The organism is Ilumatobacter sp. (assembly GCF_046290335.1).
Lineage (GTDB): Bacteria > Actinomycetota > Acidimicrobiia > Acidimicrobiales > Ilumatobacteraceae > Ilumatobacter_A.
Map to the genome: position 1 here is coordinate 97194 of NZ_JBKAGH010000010.1, position 16394 is coordinate 113587.

Here is a 16394-nt window from a genome sequence, read left to right on the forward strand (position 1 = left end):
CACCCGTGCCGGCATCGCCGCCGTCAGTCGACGAAGGGTCCCTTCGTCGAGCCGGGTGGCGGAGCGGAGCGCTCCGAGGTGCGCGCAGTCGGCATCGGGTCGGCACCGTCCATCTCGTCGATCTCCGCGATCTCGTCGATCTCCGCGATGTCGCCGGCGGCGCCATCGATGTCGCCGGGAGCTCGCGATGAGGCCCGTGATGCCGTCGAGGTGCTCGATGACGCGGCGCCTCGCCGACGCAGTCGGAGGCGGATGGAGGCGATCTGGACGAGCACGAGGACGACGAGACCGTTGAGCGCCGACACGGCGACGAACGGCAGGAACGACCCGTGGTCGGTCGTGTCGCCCCGCGGCCCCATGCAGTACAGGGTGAAGTCGACGACCGTTTCGCCCGGCTGCGGGTTGTAGCGGTCGGCGACGACGAACGCATCGGGCTGCGCGTCGGAGCAGAACAGGAACGAGACCAACTTGATCTGGCCGGGCCAGATGGCGAGCGCGACCACGCACGAGATCATGAACCCCGCGAACGCAGCACCGAGGAGTGCCACGATCGTGCGCCGGACGATCCGGCGGGCCCGGGTCATCGCTCCACCTCGATCAGCTCGCCGGCGGCGTCGAAGACGACCCCGCCGGTGTCGCGCTCCGACGAGATGCGCAACGTGATCGTCGGAGTCTGTGCCCGTACCGCGATCGAGATGCGCTCGACGTAGGCGCCGTCGGCGTCGAACGCCGCGAGCGCCCGGTCGGCCAGGTCTTCGATGCGGTCGAGGGGCAGCTCGCCGAGTCGCACCGTGACGTCGTCGAGCACGAGTTCGTCGACATCCGGAACCGGCGTCGTCGACGTGACCTCGCGGTCGCGGATCGACACCGTGTCGACGTCGTCGGGTCGATCGTTTCGCTGTGCGAGCGCGGTCATCGAACGCGTCCCCGGGTTGGCGTTGAGCGACATGACCCTCACGTCGCGGGCGTCGTCGGCGCCGACCTCGTCGGCGAGCGCGTCGAGTGACTCGGCCAGCCACTCGTTCGTCACGCCGCCGCCGCGGCGCTGAATCTCACGGTCGAAGTCGCCGCGCTCTGTGGCGCCGACGCACCCGGTCGCGCCGATCATTGCGACCACGATCGCAAGAGTCCGGAAGCATGCGGGCATGACGGGAACGTAGTTCGATGCTCGGACCTGCTTCTCCGATTTGCGAACGAGCCGTCGACTCGTCGAGTGGATACTGTCGCGGTCATGGAGTACGTCCGACTCGGTTCGACTGGTCTTCGAGTGTCGGAGCTGTGCTTCGGTTGCATGAGCTTCGGGGCCCCGGACTGGCGGCCGTGGGTGCTGACGAGAGAGGACTCCGAGCCGTTCTACCGGCGCGCCATCGAGGCGGGCATCAACTTCTTCGACACGGCCAACATCTATTCGAACGGGGTGAGCGAAGAGGTCACCGGCGAGTTCCTCCGCAAGTACGGCCGACGCGACGAACTCGTCATCGCCACCAAGGTCCACTTCCCGATGGGGTCGGGCCCCAACATGGGCGGGCTGTCGCGTAAGCACATCGAGCAATCGTGCGACGACAGCCTGCGGCGCCTCGGCGTCGACACCATCGACCTGTACCAGATTCATCGTCTCGACCCGCTCACACCGCCGGAGGAGATGCTCGCCGCGCTCGACTCGCTGGTGCAGAAGGGCAAGGTTCGCTACCTCGGTGCGAGCTCGATGTATGCCTGGGAGTTCGCCACGCTGTTGTCGATCAGCGAACGAAACGGCTGGGCGCGGATGGTCTCGATGCAAGACCACTACAACCTGCTCGCGCGAGAGGAAGAACGCGAGATGCATCCGCTGTGCGAGTACCAGGGGGTCGGTGTCATCCCGTGGTCGCCGCTGGCGCGTGGGCATCTCGCGGGTACTCGCAAAGCGGTTGGCGACGAATCGAACGAGACCACCCGCGGGCAGACCGATGGCCTCGACCAACACCTCTACACCGCGGCGAGTGATGCGGCGATCATCGACGCGGTGCGCGCGGTGGCCGAGCGTCACGGTCGCCCGATGGCGCAGATCGCGCTCGCGTGGGTGAGTTCGAAGCCGGTGGTGACCGCGCCGATCATCGGCGTGACGAAGATGGCGCAACTCGACGACGCGATCGCGTCGCTCGACATCGACTTGTCGGCCGACGACATCGCCGAACTCGAAGCGCCGTACGTGCCGCGGAGATCGAGCGAACTCGGCCGCGCCAGCCTGCGACGATGAGACGTCGCAAGGACCGGTGACCGGCCGGCGTGTTCAACCGGACTCACTCGGACGGCGCGACCGAGGCGGCCGCAGCCGCGAGGGCAGCGCGGGTCTCGGGTCCGACGACGCCGTCGACGAGCAGGCCGTATTGACCCTGGAAGGCGAGCACGGCGCTGTTCGTCGCTCGATCGAAGACACCGGTCGCTCCACCGGCGGCGAGATACTCGAGGGCGATCAGGCGTTCTTGGATCGCCGTGACCTCGGGGCCTTCGTCGCCGGCACGCAGGTACAGGATCGGAGCCGTCGCGACGACCGGTGACGTGCTCGCGACGACCGTCGGGTTCGCCGTGCTCGCGACGACCGTCGGGTTCGCCGTGCTCGCGACGACCGTCGTGCTGGGAGTCGTGCTGAGGTCGCTAGTGGGCGTGCTCGTCGGGTTCGCCGTGCTCGGGCTCGCCGTGCTCGGGTTCGCCGTGCTCGTCTCGACGGGGGCGCCGGGCACGGCGACGCGGTCGTCGGCGGCAGCGCAGCCAGCCAGCGTCGACGCGGCGAGTACCGCAGCTCCGCAACGTGAGCGCAGTGTCGGCAGCATCACCCTCGATCGTGGCACATTCCGGCGCGCCCTCTGGTCGTTCGGTCGATCGCCGAAGGCTTGACTCGATGGCCGGAGTTCGCGAGGATCGAACATATGTTCCGCCAAGCGTCCCTCTTCGGCTCGTCCGATCCTGTGTTCGACGATACCTTCGCTGACACGGCACGGAGCACGCTGGGCGGCACCTCGTGGATCGAGTACACGCCAGGGTGGCTGCTCGGATCCGACTCGCTGTTCGACGATCTGATGGATCGACTCGACTTCCGTCAACGAACCGATGTGCCGATGTACGACCGACTGGTCGACGAACCTCGGCTGACCGCCTGGTGGAACGAAGCCGACGGGCGCGCCGAGCCGTTGGCGATCCTCGGCGACATCCGAGCGGCGTTGTCTGCCGAGCACGACCGGCACTTCGATTCGATCGGCTTCAACCTGTATCGCGACCAGAACGATTCGGTCGCGTGGCACGCCGACCGGCATCGCCATCACGTCACCGATCCGGTCGTCGCGATCCTGAGCGTCGGGCAGAGCCGGCCGTTCCAGATGCGCCAGAACGGAGGCGGCGCGTCGCTCACCTGGGGGCTCGGCGACGGTGACCTGTTCGTGATGGGCGGCGGATGTCAGCACGAGTGGCAGCACTGCGTCCCGAAGCGACGTCGACACTGCGGACCGCGCCTGTCGATCACTTTCCGCCACGACGCTCGCTGATCACCGCCTACCTGGCGAAGACCTGCGCGTCGTCGGCGAACGCCTTGAACTCGAGTGCGTTGCCGGACGGGTCGAGGAGGAACATCGTCGACTGTTCGCCCACCTGACCGACGAAGCGGGTGTGCGGTTCGATCACGAACTCGGTGTCGGCGGCCGTGAGCCGGTCGGCGAGTTCACGCCAGGCCGCCGGCGACAACAGCACACCGAAGTGCGGGACCGGAACGTCGTGCCCATCGACCGGGTTCGACACCGCCGTGCGACCGGGGTGGCCGGGATCGAGATGCGCCACGAACTGGTGCCCGTAGAGGTCGAAGTCAACCCAGTGCTCGGCGCTGCGACCTTCCGGGCACCCGAGAAGTTCTCCGTAGAAGGAGCGAGTGGCGGCGAGGTCGTGGACCGGGATGGCCAGGTGGAAGCGGTGCAGTTCGGGCATGGGACTCCTCTCCGAAATGTTGCGGCGAATGTTGCGACCGGCTCGTCAGCTTGGTGTGTGGGGCAGCATGTAGGTGCCCTGACCGATCGCGGTCGGCTTGTCGGGGTCGGTCGTCCAGACCGACACGGTGCCGACCACGCTGCGTCGGCCGGCCATGTCGAGCGTCGCTTTCGCCCAGAGCACCCCGCCGATCGCCGGGCGCAGGTAGCGGATCGACAGCTCCGAGGTCATCGCCATGGGTTCGATCCGCCCGATCCCGACGAAGGTGACGTACCAGAGCGCGGCGTCGGCGAGGCCGAACTGCGTGGGCCCCGACACGAAACCACCCGGACGAATCTCGGACGCGAGCACGTCGCGACGCGCGATCGCGTACCCGTCGCCGACCTCGGTGCATCGGTTTCCGGCACCCGGAAAACTCTCGGCGGCCATCGCCGTGATCGCCTCCGCCGTGACGGCATTCGTCTGCATCGATGCGACGGTACTCGCCGTGTCGATGTGTTCGCGGGTCGCAGTCCGTCGCCGGCTTGTACCGCGTGCCATCGTGGGGACATGACTGCGGAACTGGAACGGGTCGTCGTCGTGGGGGCCTCGTTGGCCGGACTTCGCGCGGCCGAAACTCTGCGCAACGAAGGCTTCGACGGCGAGGTCGTGGTGATCGGCGCCGAGCCGCACCGGCCCTACGATCGACCGCCGTTGTCGAAGAAGCTGCTGGCCGGCGAGTGGGAGCCCGACCGCATCCAGCTGCGCCAAGCCGGCGCCTTCGACGAACTCGACGTGTCGTGGCGGCTCGGCGTCGCGGCCGCTGGCCTCGATCTCGACGAGCGGCGACTGCACCTGACCGACGGCGAGACCGTCGACTTCGACGGATGCATCATCGCCACGGGCGCGCTCTGTCGGCGCCTCCCCGAGCAGAGCCGGTATGGCCACGTGCACGAACTCCGGACCCTCGACGACTCGATGCGGCTGCGGACGGCGATCGCCGACGGCGGTCATCACGTGGTCGTGATCGGAGCCGGCTTCATCGGACTCGAGGTCGCAGCGACGGCCCGCCAGCTCGGCAACGAGGTCACCGTCCTCGAAGGTGCATCCGCGCCGCTGATACGCGGTCTCGGCGCGGAGATGGGCGCGGCGATCGGCGCGATGCACGAAGCTCGCGGCGTCGCTGTGCGCTGCGACGTGCGGGTCGATCGGCTGCACGACGACGGCGTACTGCTCGAAGGGGGCGAGCTCGTCGAGTCGGATGTCGTCGTGGTCGGCATCGGTGTGACTCCGGCGACGCAGTGGCTGGGCGACAGCGGGTTGGAGTTGCGCGATGGGGTGGTCTGCGACGAGACCCTGCGCGCTCGACGCGACGACGGCGCCGCCGTGCCGGGTGTGTACGCGGCTGGCGACGTGCTTCGCTGGATGAATCCGTTGTTCGGCGAGGAGATGCGGATCGAACACTGGACCAACGCCGCCGAGCAGGGAGCGGTGGCCGCCCGTAACGTGCTGGCCGCCGCCGCTGGTGCCGACGCAGAGGAGTACGGGGCGGTGCCGTTCTTCTGGAGCGATCAGTTCGACATCCGGATCCAGTTCCTCGGCCGGGCCGATGCCGACGACGAGGTGGCCGTCGTCGCGGGGTCGATCGACTCCGGCAAGTTCCTCGCGATGTACGGCCGCGACGGCCGCCTCCACGGGGCGCTCGGCGTGAACGCACCGCGCTGGATCATGCCGATTCGCAAGCTGCTCCTCGCGCAGGCCTCGTGGGACGACGCGCTCTCCCACGCCGCCACCCTCTGACCGCCCAAAACACCTGGGGTCTGACCCTACGTGTTGAACGCCTGGGGTCTGACCCTACGTGTTGAACGCCTGGGGTCTGACCCTACGTGTTGAACGCGATGCGAGACACCGATCGTCGAGTCGACAGCTCCTAGGCTCACGGGATGACTTCTGCCGGTTCGCATCTGTCCGGGGTTTGGTCGCAGGTGACCGAACTGCAGATCGTTCGGGGACATGGCTGTCGCGTCGTCGACGTGAACGGTCACGAGTACCTCGACTTCACTTCCGGCATCGCCGCCGCGTCGACGGGGCACGCACACCCGAAGGTGGTCGAGGCGATCCGCGAGCAGGCCGCTCGGATCGTGCACGCGCAGATCAACGTGTACCGCCACGACCTCCTCGACCCGCTCGCCGATCGTCTCGCCGAGATCACGCCCGAGGGCATCGACACGTTCTTCTTCGACAGCTCGAGCGACACCGTGATCGAAGCGGCGGTCAAGCTGGCCAAGCACGCGACCGGTCGGCGCAATGTCGTGGTCTTCGACGGAGCGTTCCACGGTCGCACCCACTATGCGCTGGCCATGTCGACCAGCCGATCGATCGACCGGGAGGGTTATGGTCCGCTGCCCGCCGGGGTGCTCGTCGCACCGTTTCCCGATCCGCATGCATCCGACCAGGAGGCCGAAGTGTCACGCGCGCTGCGCGCGCTCGACCGCATCTTCTCGACACAGGTCGCGCCGGGCGAAGTGGCCGCCATCGTCATCGAACCGGTGATCGGCGAACGCGGCTACATCCCCACCCCGCAAGCGTTCATCTCCGGGCTCGCCGCACGGTGTGCCGAGTACGGGATCCTCTTCATCGCCGACGAGACCCAGAGCGGGTTCGGCCGCACTGGTCGGATGTTCGCGTGCGAAGCGTTCGACGTCGCTCCCGACATCATCTGCATGGCGAAGGGCATCGCATCGGGATTTCCGTTCGCGGCACTCGGAACCCGTCGCGAGCTCGACGATCGATGGCGCACGGGCAGCCACAGTGGGTCGTCGAACGGCAATCCGCTCGGCTGCGCGGCGGCGCTCGCCACGATCAGCGTGCTCACCGACCCCGGGTTTCTCGACAACGTCCGGGCGCGCGGCGACCAGCTGATCGACGCCCTGCGTGACTTCCAGCAGCTCGATCAGGCGCTGTTGCACGTACGTGGTCGCGGCTTGATGGTCGCCACCGAGTTCGACACTCCCGAGCGGGCCCAGGCGATCGTCGAGCACTGCCTGCGTGAGCATCGAGTGATCTTGATGACGGCGGGCACGCGCAATCGCACCGTGCGCTGGATCCCACCGCTCGTGGTCACTTCCGACGAGATCAACGAAGCGCTGCACGCGTTCTCGGCCGCGATCCGCGCGACGGGTTGAGCTCGTGGCGCGCCTCGACTCGCGCCGTCTCGACTCGTGGCGGCAGCTGCAATCGCTCACCGCACAGATCGAACGCGCCGTCGACGAAGCGCTCCGCACGGAGTGGGCCGTGCCACTCGGTTGGTACGACGTGCTCTGGTCGCTCCAGCGCGCCGGTGGCATGTCGCGTCCGCTGGCGGTGGCCGACGATCTGCGCCTCCCACCATCGAGCCTGACCCGGCGAATGGACCGATTGGAAGAGGAGGGCTGGATCGTCCGCACCCGTGCCGACGACGATGACCGCCGCGCGATCCAGATCGAACTCACCCGGACCGGGCGACGGCTCTGGCGCGAGATGACCGTGACGTACCGACGAGCGGTGCAAGCGACGTTCGCCGTACACCTCGACGACGCGGCGATCGACGCCGTGCACCAACTGGTCGCCACGTTGGCGCCGCTTCACGACGCCGAACGAACCGACTGAGCTGTGTCAGCCGGCGTCGCCGTGTCCGTCGGCGTACATCGCCTCGATCTCGTCGGCGTAGCGAGCGTTGACCCCGCGCCGCTTGAGCTTCGAGGTCGGCGTCAGCATGTCGCTGTCGGGCATCCACTCTTCGCCGATGAGCGTGAACCGCTTGATCTGCTCGACGCGAGCGAAACGCTCGTTGGCACGATCGACGCCCGCCTGCACCTCGGCGATCACCTCGGGATCCTTGGCGAGATCGTTGAGCGACATGCCCTCCTTGCCGTTGGCGCGGGCCCAGCCAGGGGCCACCTCGGGATCGAGGACGAGGATCGCAGACACGAACTTGCGTTGATCGCCGATGGCCGCCGCTTGACCGATCAGTGGGATCGTCTTCAGTTCGGCTTCGAGGTTGGCGGGGCTGATGTTCTTGCCGCCAGCGGTGATGATGAGTTCTTTCTTGCGGTCGACGATCTTGATGTAGCCCTCGTCGTCGATTTCGCCGATGTCGCCCGAGTGGAGCCAGCCGTCGATGATCGTCTCGGCAGTCTGCTCCGGTTGCTTGAGGTAGCCACCGAAGATGTTGCCGCCACGGCAGAGCACCTCGCCGTCGTCGGCGATCTTGACCTCCATACCATGGCAGGCACGGCCGACCGATCCGACCTTGTTGCGCTCGGGCGACCAGGTCATCGGGCCGGTGGTCTCCGACATGCCGTAGATCTCGGTGAGGTTGACCCCGATCGCGTGGAACCACTCGAGCACGACGTCGGGAATCGGGGCCGCACCGGTGACGCCGATGACGAGCTCGTCGAGGCCGACCAGTCCACGCACCGTCGAGAACGCGACGGCGTCGAGGAATGCCATGGTCTCCGCTTCTTCCGTGGTCTGCTCGCGACCGAAGCTGGCCCGGTTGATCGCCGTCGCCGCAGCCACCGCCTCGTCGAACTTCTCCTTCTTCTCCGGGTCGGCCCCGAGCGCCGCCTGCACGCCGCTGTACACCTTTTCCCACACGCGCGGCACACCGAAGAGGATCTGCGGGTGCACCTCCTTGAGGTACATCGTCAGCTGGCTCGGGTCGGGACACGAGTAGACGTCGTAACCCAGCACCATCGGTGAGTAGTGGCTCATCGCTCGCTCGGCGATGTGGGCCATCGGCAGGTACGACACCGTGCGGAAGCCGGTGAAGTCGCCGATCTGATCGATCAGCGAACGGCGCAGGATCTCGATCGCGAACACGACGTTGTACTGGCTGATCATGACGCCCTTGGGCGGGCCGGTGGTGCCGGAGGTGTAGATCAGCGTGGCGAGGTCGTCCGGCTGCGTGGCCTCGGCGAGTTCGTCGAGATCGAGCGAACCGGCGTCGAGGAGATCGCTGGCCGGGAACACACCCTCGGGCAGGTCGCCGTCCGGCGGGTTCAGGACGTAGATCCTGTCGAGCATCGGTAGCTGGTCACGGACCTCGAGCATCTTGTCGAGAAAGCCGCTGTCTTCGAGGATCGCGATCTCGGCCTCGGCGTGCCCGGCGAGGTACTGGATCTCCTCGGCGGACGACGAGTTGTAGATGCTCACCGGTGTCGCCCGAAGGAACTGCGCAGCGCTGTCGAACCAGTGGAAGTCGGGAATGTTGCGCATCATGAGCAACATGCGATGACCGGGTTCGACACCGGCAGCACGAAGCCCTGCGGCTGCTCGGGCGACCATGTCGCCGTATTCGCGATACGACACGTCGTGCCACGCTCCGTCTCCCACCATGGCGTGGAGTGCTGGGGCGTCGCCGTGGTTGGCGAGCAACTCGACGAATCGTCGAGGTGCGGTCGTGCCGGCCACGGCGGCGGCAACGTCGTCGATGGATGAGATGTCGGTCAGCCCGGTCATGGGGACATTCTCGCATGCCATCCGTCACACCGAAAGTCGTCACCGGCGAACCCGTCGCGCAGACGGCGGTTCCGTCCAGGCGTGCCGCCACGTGCTGCACGCTCCGCGAGGCCGCGACTTGGGCGCGCGTCGCCTGGCGCGCCAAGATGTCCGCGGTGGCTCCGTGGGGGCGGGGCTGACGCTGACGAACACTGCAGAAGGGTTTCGGGGGGACCGATGTCGACAACTCCACGCATGCTTCGCGAGGCAGTGATCATCGACGCGGTCCGAACGCCGTTCGGTGCCCGAAACGGCTCGCTCTCGCATTGGCATCCCGTCGACCTCGCGGCCGGCACGCTGAGAGCGCTCGTCGATCGAACGGGCATCGATCCCGCACAGATCGACGACGTCATCATGGGTTGTGTGATGCAGGTCGGCGAACAGAGCGTCAACGTCGCTCGTAACGCTGTGCTCGCAGCGGGCTGGCCGGAGTCGATTCCCGGCACGACGGTCGACCGCCAATGCGGCTCGAGCCAGCAGGCGATGCACTTTGCTGCGCAGGGCGTGATGGCGGGAGCCTACGACGCCGTGATCGCCTCCGGCGTCGAGGTGATGACCCGCATCCCGATGGGTGCAGCGACCGCTGACGGGCGCTACGGGTTCCCGTTCGGACCGTCGGTTTCGGCTCGCTATGCGTCGCGCGGTGGGCTCGTGTCGCAGGGCATGGCGGCGGAGTTGATCGCCGACGAGTGGGGCTTCACCCGCGACGAACTGGACCGCTACGGCCTGCGCAGTCAACAGTTGGCGCGGCAAGCGGCCGACGAAGGCCGGTTCGACAACGAGATCATCCCGGTGTCGGCAGCCGACGGCTCGCCGGTGACGCGTGACGGTGGGTTGCGCTCGACATCGATGGACGAACTGGCGCGTCTTCGGCCAGCGTTCCGGACACCGGCCGAAGGCGGGCGCCTGACGGCGGGCAACTCGTCGCAGATCACCGATGGTGCGGCTGCGGTGCTCGTGATGTCGGTCGAGGCCGCGACCGATGCGGGCCTCACCCCGCGGGCTCGCGTCGTCGAGTTCGCCGTCGTCGGTGACGATCCGCGTCTGATGCTGACAGCGAACATCCCTGCGACCCGTCTGGTGTTGGAGCGCGCCGGGTTGCAGCTCAGCGACATCGATCTGTTCGAGGTGAACGAAGCGTTCGCGTCGGCGGTGCTCGCCTGGATCGTCGAGATCGGCGTCGACGACCCCGATCTGCTCGAGCGGGTCAACGTCAACGGCGGCGCGATCGCGCTCGGTCATCCGTTGGGGGCCTCGGGAACGCGGCTCACGGCGACGTTGCTGAACGAACTCGAGCGGACGGGCGGCCGTTACGGATTGCAGGTGATGTGCGAAGGTGGCGGAATGGCCAACGCGATGATCATCGAGCGTTGCTGACGGGTTCGAGACGACCCGTCCGAGGCACCCGGAACCGCCTGGACTCAGCCCGGTCCGGCCCGGGCCGCGCCCATCGGTAGCGGACGATACGATGACCTCGTGCCCGCTGCGTCGACGCTCATCTGGGTGGGACTCGGACTCTTTTTCGGGTACGTCCTGTGGAAAAGTGGGATCGCCATGTTGCGGAGCATGACCCAGCTCCCGCCGGAGCCACCGCCGAGCGGTGAGCTTCGCAAGGTCAAGCGCAACTACCGCTGCGACGTGTGTGGGACCGAGATGCGGATGACGATGGCGCCTGATGAGGATCCGCCGCCCCCGAAGCACTGTCTCGAGGAGATGACCGAGGTCGCGCCGCTCTACGACTGAGTTGTCCCCAGCCTGTGGGCAACATGGGCGTAACGACATCGATGTGATTCGATGTCGGTGACACTGACAACGTCGGCGACACTGACAACGTCGCAAGACCGGCGGCTCGGCGAGGCCGGCGGCTCAGGCGGAGCGAGCTATTCCCACTTCGTGGCGGCCCACAGGCCACCGAGAATCGCGGCGAGTCCGATGAGCGTCGGGATGTTCGAACCCGTCCAGATCAGGTAGCGGGCCATGATCATGAGTCCGCCGCCGACGAGGAGGCCGACCATGATGATCGGAATCCAGTTGGGTGGGATCAACTGGCGGCGCGCTTGCTTGGGCGTGTACCTCGACGACGCAGCGACCTCGTGGTGCTCCTCGTTCTTGGGGGCGGTCACGCGGCTGGTTCCGGGTTGCGTACCCTTCGGGGTGACGCGTCCGCCTCCGGACTTTCGCTTCGGGGGTGCCATCGCCGAAGAGCGTACTCCAATCCAGCGCGTTCGCTTGACCGTCGTCGTGCAGCCCAGCTCGGCTCGAGCGCTGGCGGACGGCTCGCAGGTGCGGGAATCGACGGTGGGGACCCCGCGGCGAGGGGCCAGACTGAGCGCCATGCGGGTTCTCGTCATCGACAGCTACGACAGTTTCGTCTACAACCTCGTGCAGTATCTCGGTGAGCTCGGTGCCGAACCGGTGGTCGTTCGCAACGACGAGCTCACGGTCGACGAGGCTCTCGCGTTGCAACCCGATGGTGTCTTGCTGTCGCCGGGGCCGGGGCGTCCGGAGACGAGCGGGATCATCTGCGACGCCATCGGAGCGTTCGCTGCGGCGTCGACGCCGGTGTTCGGAGTGTGCCTCGGGCATCAGGCGATCGGCCACGTCTACGGTGCCGACGTCGTCGGTGCACCGCAGCTGATGCACGGCAAGACGTCGCCGGTCGAACACGAGGGCCTCGGTGTGTTCGCCGGCCTGCCGTCGCCGTTGACTGCGACGCGCTACCACTCGCTGACGTTGGCGCCCGAGTCGATCCCGGACGTGTTGCAGGTGACGGCACGCAGCACCGACGGTGTCGTGATGGGGGTGCGGCACCGAGAACTCGACGTCGAAGGCGTGCAGTTCCATCCCGAGAGCATCCTCACCGCATCAGGCCACGATCTGCTGCGAACCTGGCTCGATCGCGTCGGCGCCGCTCCCCCGATCCGCTGAGCGTCAGACGAGCCGAAATCGCTCCGCCCGACCCGTCGCGGGTCAGGGAATGGTGGTGTCGGGCGGCGGCGCCGTGGTCGGCGCTGCGGTGGTGGGCGCTGCCGTGGTCGGTGCAGCGGTGGTGGCCGGTGCCGTCGTGGCCGGTGCCGTGGTCACCGGTGCCGTGGTCACCGGTGCCGTCGTCGGGGGCGGTTCGGTGGTCGGTGGCGCCGTCGGAGGCACCGTGGTCGCTGCGACGAGGGAGCGTCCGACGATCAGCGTGATGGTGGTACCGCGCGGGACCTGGGTGCTCGCATCGGGCGTCTGATCGATGACCCGTCCGTCGTCGGGGTTCCCCGGCGCGACTTCACGGAACTCGACGACGACCTCGAGGCCCGCTCCGCGCAACTGATTGGTCGCCTGGCCCGCGGTGAGTCCCTCGACCGGCGGAACGATGACCGGCGCGGGGCCGCTCGACACGGTGATCGTCACGGCCCCACCCTTCGGGACGAGTTCGCCGCCCGCCGGGTTGACCGAGATGACCTGTCCCGCTGGGATCACCTCGCTGTTGATGTTCTCGACGGTCACCACGAAGTTGTAGGGCTCGTTCTCGAGCAACTCGAGTGCTTGCGCCTGGGTGCGGTTCACGACGATGCCCGGCACCTGCAGGCTGTCGGGCGGTGCTGCGACGACGAGGTCGATCTCGGTGCCGGCCCGCGCCTGCACGCCGGCCTCCGGCGTCGAGCCGAGCACGGTGTTCTCGGCGCGGGTGTCGGTCGTCTCGGTGGTGACGACGCCGACGGAGAACCCATCGGACTCGATACGCAGGCGCGCTTCACTCAACGGCATGCCGACGACCTGAGGGATCGGGCTGAGCTGCTCATCGGGATTGAAGAACACGAGGATCTCTTGCGTCGCCAGCACCACTTCGCCAGCCGCCGGCTCGGTTCGGTGGACGAAGTCGACCTGCACATTGGGGTTCGGTTCGGCAATCGTCCGGAACAAGAGGTCGAGCTCGGTGAGTTCGGCGACGACGTCGGCCCGCGAGCGGTTGGAGTAGTCGGCGAGCACGAACTGCGACGGCTCGGACTGCTCTTCGGGACCACTCAGCGCCTGATACAGGAGGAACGCGCCGACGACCAGTGCGATGAGCGCGACGAACGCGGCGAGCGCGTACCAGCCGGTTCTCGAGCCTCCGGTGTCGTAGTACGCGGCCTCGGCTGACGAGCCGGTGGGATAGCCCGCCTCGTACATGCCAGTCGACGGCACCCGCGCAGCTTGCGGCTGGATCGGATTGACGCCGGTCGGTGCCGTCGCTCCGGTGACCGCCCGATTCATCGCCGTCGCGGCGGCAGCCGTCGGAATCGCGCCGGTGGCCGCCACGCCTCCGGCCCCGACCCCACTGGGCCGAGCCTGAGCGGTCACGGCCGCGACCAGCGCCTGCACCGGCTCGTCATTGCGGAAGCGACGCAGGTCGTCGCGGAGCGCGCCGGCGCTCGGATATCGGAGCTTGGGATCCTTCGCCAACAACTTCGCGACCATCGCCTCGTACGGCTTGGGCACGTCGGCCACGATCTGCACCAGCGGCTGCGGCGCGTCGTGCACCTGCTTGTAGGCGATGCTGACCGGGTTGTCGCCGGTGAACGGGGCCCGCCCGGCGACCATCTCGTACATCACGATGCCGAGCGAATACAGGTCGCTGCGCGGGTCGGGCTGGGCCCCTTGCGCCTGCTCGGGCGAGAAGTACGTGGCGGTGCCCATGACGGAGCCGACCTGAGTCAGGTTGGCTTCGGTCGGTGCGTTCATCGCTCGAGCGATGCCGAAGTCGGCGACTTTCACCTGACCGTTCGACCCGATGAGGATGTTGGCCGGCTTGATGTCGCGATGGGCGACACCCTTCTCGTGGGCGAAGCCGAGCGCTGCGGCGACCTCACTGGCGATCTCGGCGGCCTGCTTCGACGTGAGCTGGCGGTTCGACTTGAGGACGTCGGCCAGGGTGCGGCCCTGCACCTCTTCCATCGCGATGAAGTAGGTGCCTTCGTACTTGCCCCAGTCGTACACGTTGACGATGTTGGGGTGCGAGAGGTTGGCGGCCGACTGGGCTTCTCGCCGGAATCGTTCGACGAAGTTCTCGTCGGTCGCGAACTCGGGGAACAACACCTTGATGGCGACCTGGCGATCGAGCAGGAGGTCGCGCGCGGAGAACACGTCGGCCATGCCGCCGCGCCCGATCCGCTTGTGTACCTCGTATCGGTCGTTGATGACCGTTGCGTCGCCTGAGTTCGTCACTGTCTCTTCGTTCCCACCGGTCGTGCGTTGGTCGCACCCGGCCGGCTCGACGCGGTCGTTCCGGAGCCGACGAAGGGTTCGCCCGCGCCGATCCTGCCGATCGAGCCGTCTGCCGAGGTTATCGGCCGATTCCGACGGCGGCCGTTCACCCGTCCGTTCACCCGGCTGTTCACCCGTCGGCCAGCTCTGCGTTGGCGCCGTCGCCGGTGAGGAGGTAGTCGAGCATGCCCTTGACGACGGGCCCGGCTTCACGCCCGCCGGTCGCGGCGTCGGCGAGCGTCGATTGGAGGTCGGTCAGCACGACGGCGATCGCATACTTCGGCGCCTCCAGCGGTGCGAACGCGATCATCCACGCGTGGACGAGATCGGGGTTGTCGACGATGCCGAGTTGGGCCGTGCCCGTCTTGGCAGCGAAGCGCACGCCGCCGTCGAGGCGCACGCTGCCTGCAGTGCCGCGATCGCCTTCGGTCACACCGGTCATCAGTTCGGTCAGGATCGCTGCGTTGCCGGGCGAGATCGGTGTCTTCCACACCGACGGCTCGGTTCGGTCGAGAACTCGACCGTCGTGGTCGTAGGTGGCCTCGACGACGTAGGGCGACATCATCCGCCCGCCGTTCGCGACCGTGCCGGCCACCATCGCCATGTGGAGCGGGACCATCTGGTCTTCGTTCTGGCCGAAGCCGCGGATCGCGAGCAGCGGCAGTTGCTGGTCGAGGTCGTCGGTGTTGCCGAACGTGCTCGCTGCCGGACGTGGGAGGTCGATCGGCAGTGGCTCGCCGAGTCCCCACGCTTCGGTGCCGGCCACCATCTGCTCGGGGCCGAGGAACACCGCGGTCTGCGCGAACGGGATGTTGCAGCTGCGGCGGAACACTTCGGCGAGGTCCCCACCGCACTGCGAGCCGCGATAGTTCTGGATCGGGTCGTCGGTCTGGGGTGGGACCCACTCGGTTTCGCGGGCGAACTCGGAGTCGAGGGAGAGCACTCCGGATTCGAGGCCGATGCCGGTCGTGATCACCTTGAACGTCGAGCCCGGCATGAAGCGCTGCTGGTAGGCGCCGGACAGCAGCGGTTCGCCGTCGGCGTTCTGTAGTTCGATGATGGCTTCCTGCGCCTCCTCGAACGGCTGGTCGACGAAGACGCCCGGGTCGTAGGTGGGGTTGGAGTAGAGCGCCCGGACGGCGCCGGTGTCGACTTCGATGACGGCGATCGACCCGGTACGACCGGCGAGGAGGAACTTCGCGACCTGCTGGAGATCGTGGCGCACGGCGAGTTGCACCGTGCCGGAGTTGTCGACCTCGCTCGACAGGAGATCGCCGAGGCTACGAATCTGCTGTTCGGTCGTCGAGCCGGTGAGCACGTCGCCGTATTCGCGCTCGATCTGCGTCGAGCCGAAGTTGAGCGTGAAGTAGCCGGTGAGGTGCGACAGCAGATCGCCGGTCGGGTACTCGCGGCGGCGCTGGATGTCGCCGTCGGGATCGTCGGTCGCGGTCGACTGCGCGGCGATGATTCCGTCGGCGGTGATGATCGGCCCGCGCGCCTTGTTGAACTCGCGCCGCACCGCTCGGGTGTTCTCGACGTTGGCGTTGAGCTCTTCTTCTTGGCCGACCTGCCAGTAATTGAGCGCGACGAACAACACGAGGTAGCACGTCATGAGCGCCAACGCGAGCTGGCGGATCTGGCGGTTCACGCCGCCCCGCCATCACCGCTCGGACGGCGACAGAGTGGGT

General features: G+C 67.5%; 17 protein-coding genes. 8 read left to right on the forward strand and 9 right to left on the reverse strand.

Features of this window, described 5'->3' with window-relative positions; translation table 11 throughout:
• Window positions 1-23: 23 nt before the first annotated feature.
• Entirely contained in the window at window positions 24-584 is a 561-nt protein-coding gene (locus ACE37B_RS24025) for a hypothetical protein (RefSeq protein ID WP_409925891.1), read from the reverse strand.
• Window positions 581-1147: a hypothetical protein gene (locus ACE37B_RS24030; RefSeq protein ID WP_409925892.1), complete on the reverse strand. Its 567-nt coding sequence runs from the start codon at window positions 1145-1147 to the stop codon at window positions 581-583. The genes ACE37B_RS24025 and ACE37B_RS24030 overlap by 4 nt, the downstream gene beginning before the upstream one ends.
• 84 nt (window positions 1148-1231) lie before the next feature.
• On the opposite strand from ACE37B_RS24030, the gene ACE37B_RS24035 reads away from it, so the two are divergent.
• Window positions 1232-2236, forward strand: coding sequence for an aldo/keto reductase (locus ACE37B_RS24035; RefSeq protein ID WP_409925893.1), 1005 nt, complete (start codon window positions 1232-1234; stop codon window positions 2234-2236).
• Between the two features lie 43 nt (window positions 2237-2279).
• Here ACE37B_RS24035 and ACE37B_RS24040 read toward each other — a convergent pair whose 3' ends face one another.
• A complete protein-coding gene (locus tag ACE37B_RS24040; RefSeq protein ID WP_409925894.1) occupies window positions 2280-2810 on the reverse strand; it encodes a peptidoglycan-binding protein in 531 nt (176 codons plus the stop codon).
• A gap of 96 nt (window positions 2811-2906) precedes the next feature.
• Here ACE37B_RS24040 and ACE37B_RS24045 point away from each other — a divergent pair, with 96 nt between their 5' ends.
• On the forward strand, window positions 2907-3518 hold the full coding sequence (locus ACE37B_RS24045; protein ID WP_409925895.1) for an alpha-ketoglutarate-dependent dioxygenase AlkB: 612 nt from the start codon (window positions 2907-2909) through the stop codon (window positions 3516-3518).
• 7 nt (window positions 3519-3525) lie between these two features.
• Here ACE37B_RS24045 and ACE37B_RS24050 read toward each other — a convergent pair whose 3' ends face one another.
• Together ACE37B_RS24050 and ACE37B_RS24055 are read right to left on the reverse strand one after the other, a co-directional pair.
• Window positions 3526-3951: a VOC family protein gene (locus ACE37B_RS24050; protein ID WP_409925896.1), complete on the reverse strand. Its 426-nt coding sequence runs from the start codon at window positions 3949-3951 to the stop codon at window positions 3526-3528.
• Window positions 3952-3996: 45 nt separating this feature from the next.
• Window positions 3997-4419, reverse strand: a complete 423-nt coding sequence (locus tag ACE37B_RS24055) for a PaaI family thioesterase (protein WP_409925897.1) — start codon at window positions 4417-4419, stop codon at window positions 3997-3999.
• An 81-nt stretch (window positions 4420-4500) separates the two neighbouring features.
• On the opposite strand from ACE37B_RS24055, the gene ACE37B_RS24060 reads away from it, so the two are divergent.
• The 3 genes from ACE37B_RS24060 (at window position 4501) to ACE37B_RS24070 (ending at window position 7578) form a co-directional block, all read left to right on the forward strand.
• Entirely contained in the window at window positions 4501-5730 is a 1230-nt protein-coding gene (locus ACE37B_RS24060; RefSeq protein ID WP_409925898.1) for an NAD(P)/FAD-dependent oxidoreductase, read from the forward strand.
• Window positions 5731-5873: 143 nt separating this feature from the next.
• On the forward strand, window positions 5874-7115 hold the full coding sequence (locus tag ACE37B_RS24065; protein ID WP_409925899.1) for an aspartate aminotransferase family protein: 1242 nt from the start codon (window positions 5874-5876) through the stop codon (window positions 7113-7115).
• Between the two features lie 4 nt (window positions 7116-7119).
• On the forward strand, window positions 7120-7578 hold the full coding sequence (locus ACE37B_RS24070) for a MarR family winged helix-turn-helix transcriptional regulator (RefSeq protein ID WP_409925900.1): 459 nt from the start codon (window positions 7120-7122) through the stop codon (window positions 7576-7578).
• A 6-nt stretch (window positions 7579-7584) separates the two neighbouring features.
• Here the strand turns inward: ACE37B_RS24070 and ACE37B_RS24075 are convergent, their stop codons facing one another.
• The gene (locus ACE37B_RS24075; protein WP_409925901.1) at window positions 7585-9432 is read right to left on the reverse strand and encodes an AMP-dependent synthetase/ligase; all 1848 of its coding nucleotides are present in this window, start codon (window positions 9430-9432) and stop codon (window positions 7585-7587) included.
• A 234-nt stretch (window positions 9433-9666) separates the two neighbouring features.
• On the opposite strand from ACE37B_RS24075, the gene ACE37B_RS24080 reads away from it, so the two are divergent.
• Entirely contained in the window at window positions 9667-10848 is a 1182-nt protein-coding gene (locus ACE37B_RS24080) for a thiolase family protein (protein WP_409925902.1), read from the forward strand.
• Between the two features lie 99 nt (window positions 10849-10947).
• Window positions 10948-11214, forward strand: a complete 267-nt coding sequence (locus tag ACE37B_RS24085; RefSeq protein ID WP_409925903.1) for a hypothetical protein — start codon at window positions 10948-10950, stop codon at window positions 11212-11214.
• Between the two features lie 137 nt (window positions 11215-11351).
• Here ACE37B_RS24085 and ACE37B_RS24090 read toward each other — a convergent pair whose 3' ends face one another.
• A complete protein-coding gene (locus ACE37B_RS24090) occupies window positions 11352-11666 on the reverse strand; it encodes a hypothetical protein (protein ID WP_409925904.1) in 315 nt (104 codons plus the stop codon).
• A 139-nt stretch (window positions 11667-11805) separates the two neighbouring features.
• Here ACE37B_RS24090 and ACE37B_RS24095 point away from each other — a divergent pair, with 139 nt between their 5' ends.
• Window positions 11806-12399, forward strand: coding sequence for an anthranilate synthase component II (locus tag ACE37B_RS24095; protein ID WP_409925905.1), 594 nt, complete (start codon window positions 11806-11808; stop codon window positions 12397-12399).
• A 42-nt stretch (window positions 12400-12441) separates the two neighbouring features.
• Here ACE37B_RS24095 and pknB read toward each other — a convergent pair whose 3' ends face one another.
• The gene (pknB, locus tag ACE37B_RS24100; protein ID WP_409925906.1) at window positions 12442-14667 is read right to left on the reverse strand and encodes a Stk1 family PASTA domain-containing Ser/Thr kinase; all 2226 of its coding nucleotides are present in this window, start codon (window positions 14665-14667) and stop codon (window positions 12442-12444) included.
• Window positions 14668-14836: 169 nt separating this feature from the next.
• A complete protein-coding gene (locus ACE37B_RS24105) occupies window positions 14837-16354 on the reverse strand; it encodes a peptidoglycan D,D-transpeptidase FtsI family protein (protein WP_409925907.1) in 1518 nt (505 codons plus the stop codon).
• Window positions 16355-16394 lie beyond the last annotated feature (40 nt).

Bases quoted from the DNA above. Each gene is read 5' to 3' on its own strand.
- ACE37B_RS24025 (WP_409925891.1), bottom strand. From the start codon at position 584: ATGACCCGGGCCCGCCGGATCGTCCGGCGCACGATCGTGGCACTCCTC.
- ACE37B_RS24030 (WP_409925892.1), bottom strand. From the start codon at position 1,147: ATGCCCGCATGCTTCCGGACTCTTGCGATCGTGGTCGCAATGATCGGC.
- ACE37B_RS24035 (WP_409925893.1), top strand. From the start codon at position 1,232: ATGGAGTACGTCCGACTCGGTTCGACTGGTCTTCGAGTGTCGGAGCTG.
- ACE37B_RS24040 (WP_409925894.1), bottom strand. From the start codon at position 2,810: ATGCTGCCGACACTGCGCTCACGTTGCGGAGCTGCGGTACTCGCCGCG.
- ACE37B_RS24045 (WP_409925895.1), top strand. From the start codon at position 2,907: ATGTTCCGCCAAGCGTCCCTCTTCGGCTCGTCCGATCCTGTGTTCGAC.
- ACE37B_RS24050 (WP_409925896.1), bottom strand. From the start codon at position 3,951: ATGCCCGAACTGCACCGCTTCCACCTGGCCATCCCGGTCCACGACCTC.
- ACE37B_RS24055 (WP_409925897.1), bottom strand. From the start codon at position 4,419: ATGCAGACGAATGCCGTCACGGCGGAGGCGATCACGGCGATGGCCGCC.
- ACE37B_RS24060 (WP_409925898.1), top strand. From the start codon at position 4,501: ATGACTGCGGAACTGGAACGGGTCGTCGTCGTGGGGGCCTCGTTGGCC.
- ACE37B_RS24065 (WP_409925899.1), top strand. From the start codon at position 5,874: ATGACTTCTGCCGGTTCGCATCTGTCCGGGGTTTGGTCGCAGGTGACC.
- ACE37B_RS24075 (WP_409925901.1), bottom strand. From the start codon at position 9,432: ATGACCGGGCTGACCGACATCTCATCCATCGACGACGTTGCCGCCGCC.
- ACE37B_RS24080 (WP_409925902.1), top strand. From the start codon at position 9,667: ATGCTTCGCGAGGCAGTGATCATCGACGCGGTCCGAACGCCGTTCGGT.
- ACE37B_RS24090 (WP_409925904.1), bottom strand. From the start codon at position 11,666: ATGGCACCCCCGAAGCGAAAGTCCGGAGGCGGACGCGTCACCCCGAAG.
- ACE37B_RS24095 (WP_409925905.1), top strand. From the start codon at position 11,806: ATGCGGGTTCTCGTCATCGACAGCTACGACAGTTTCGTCTACAACCTC.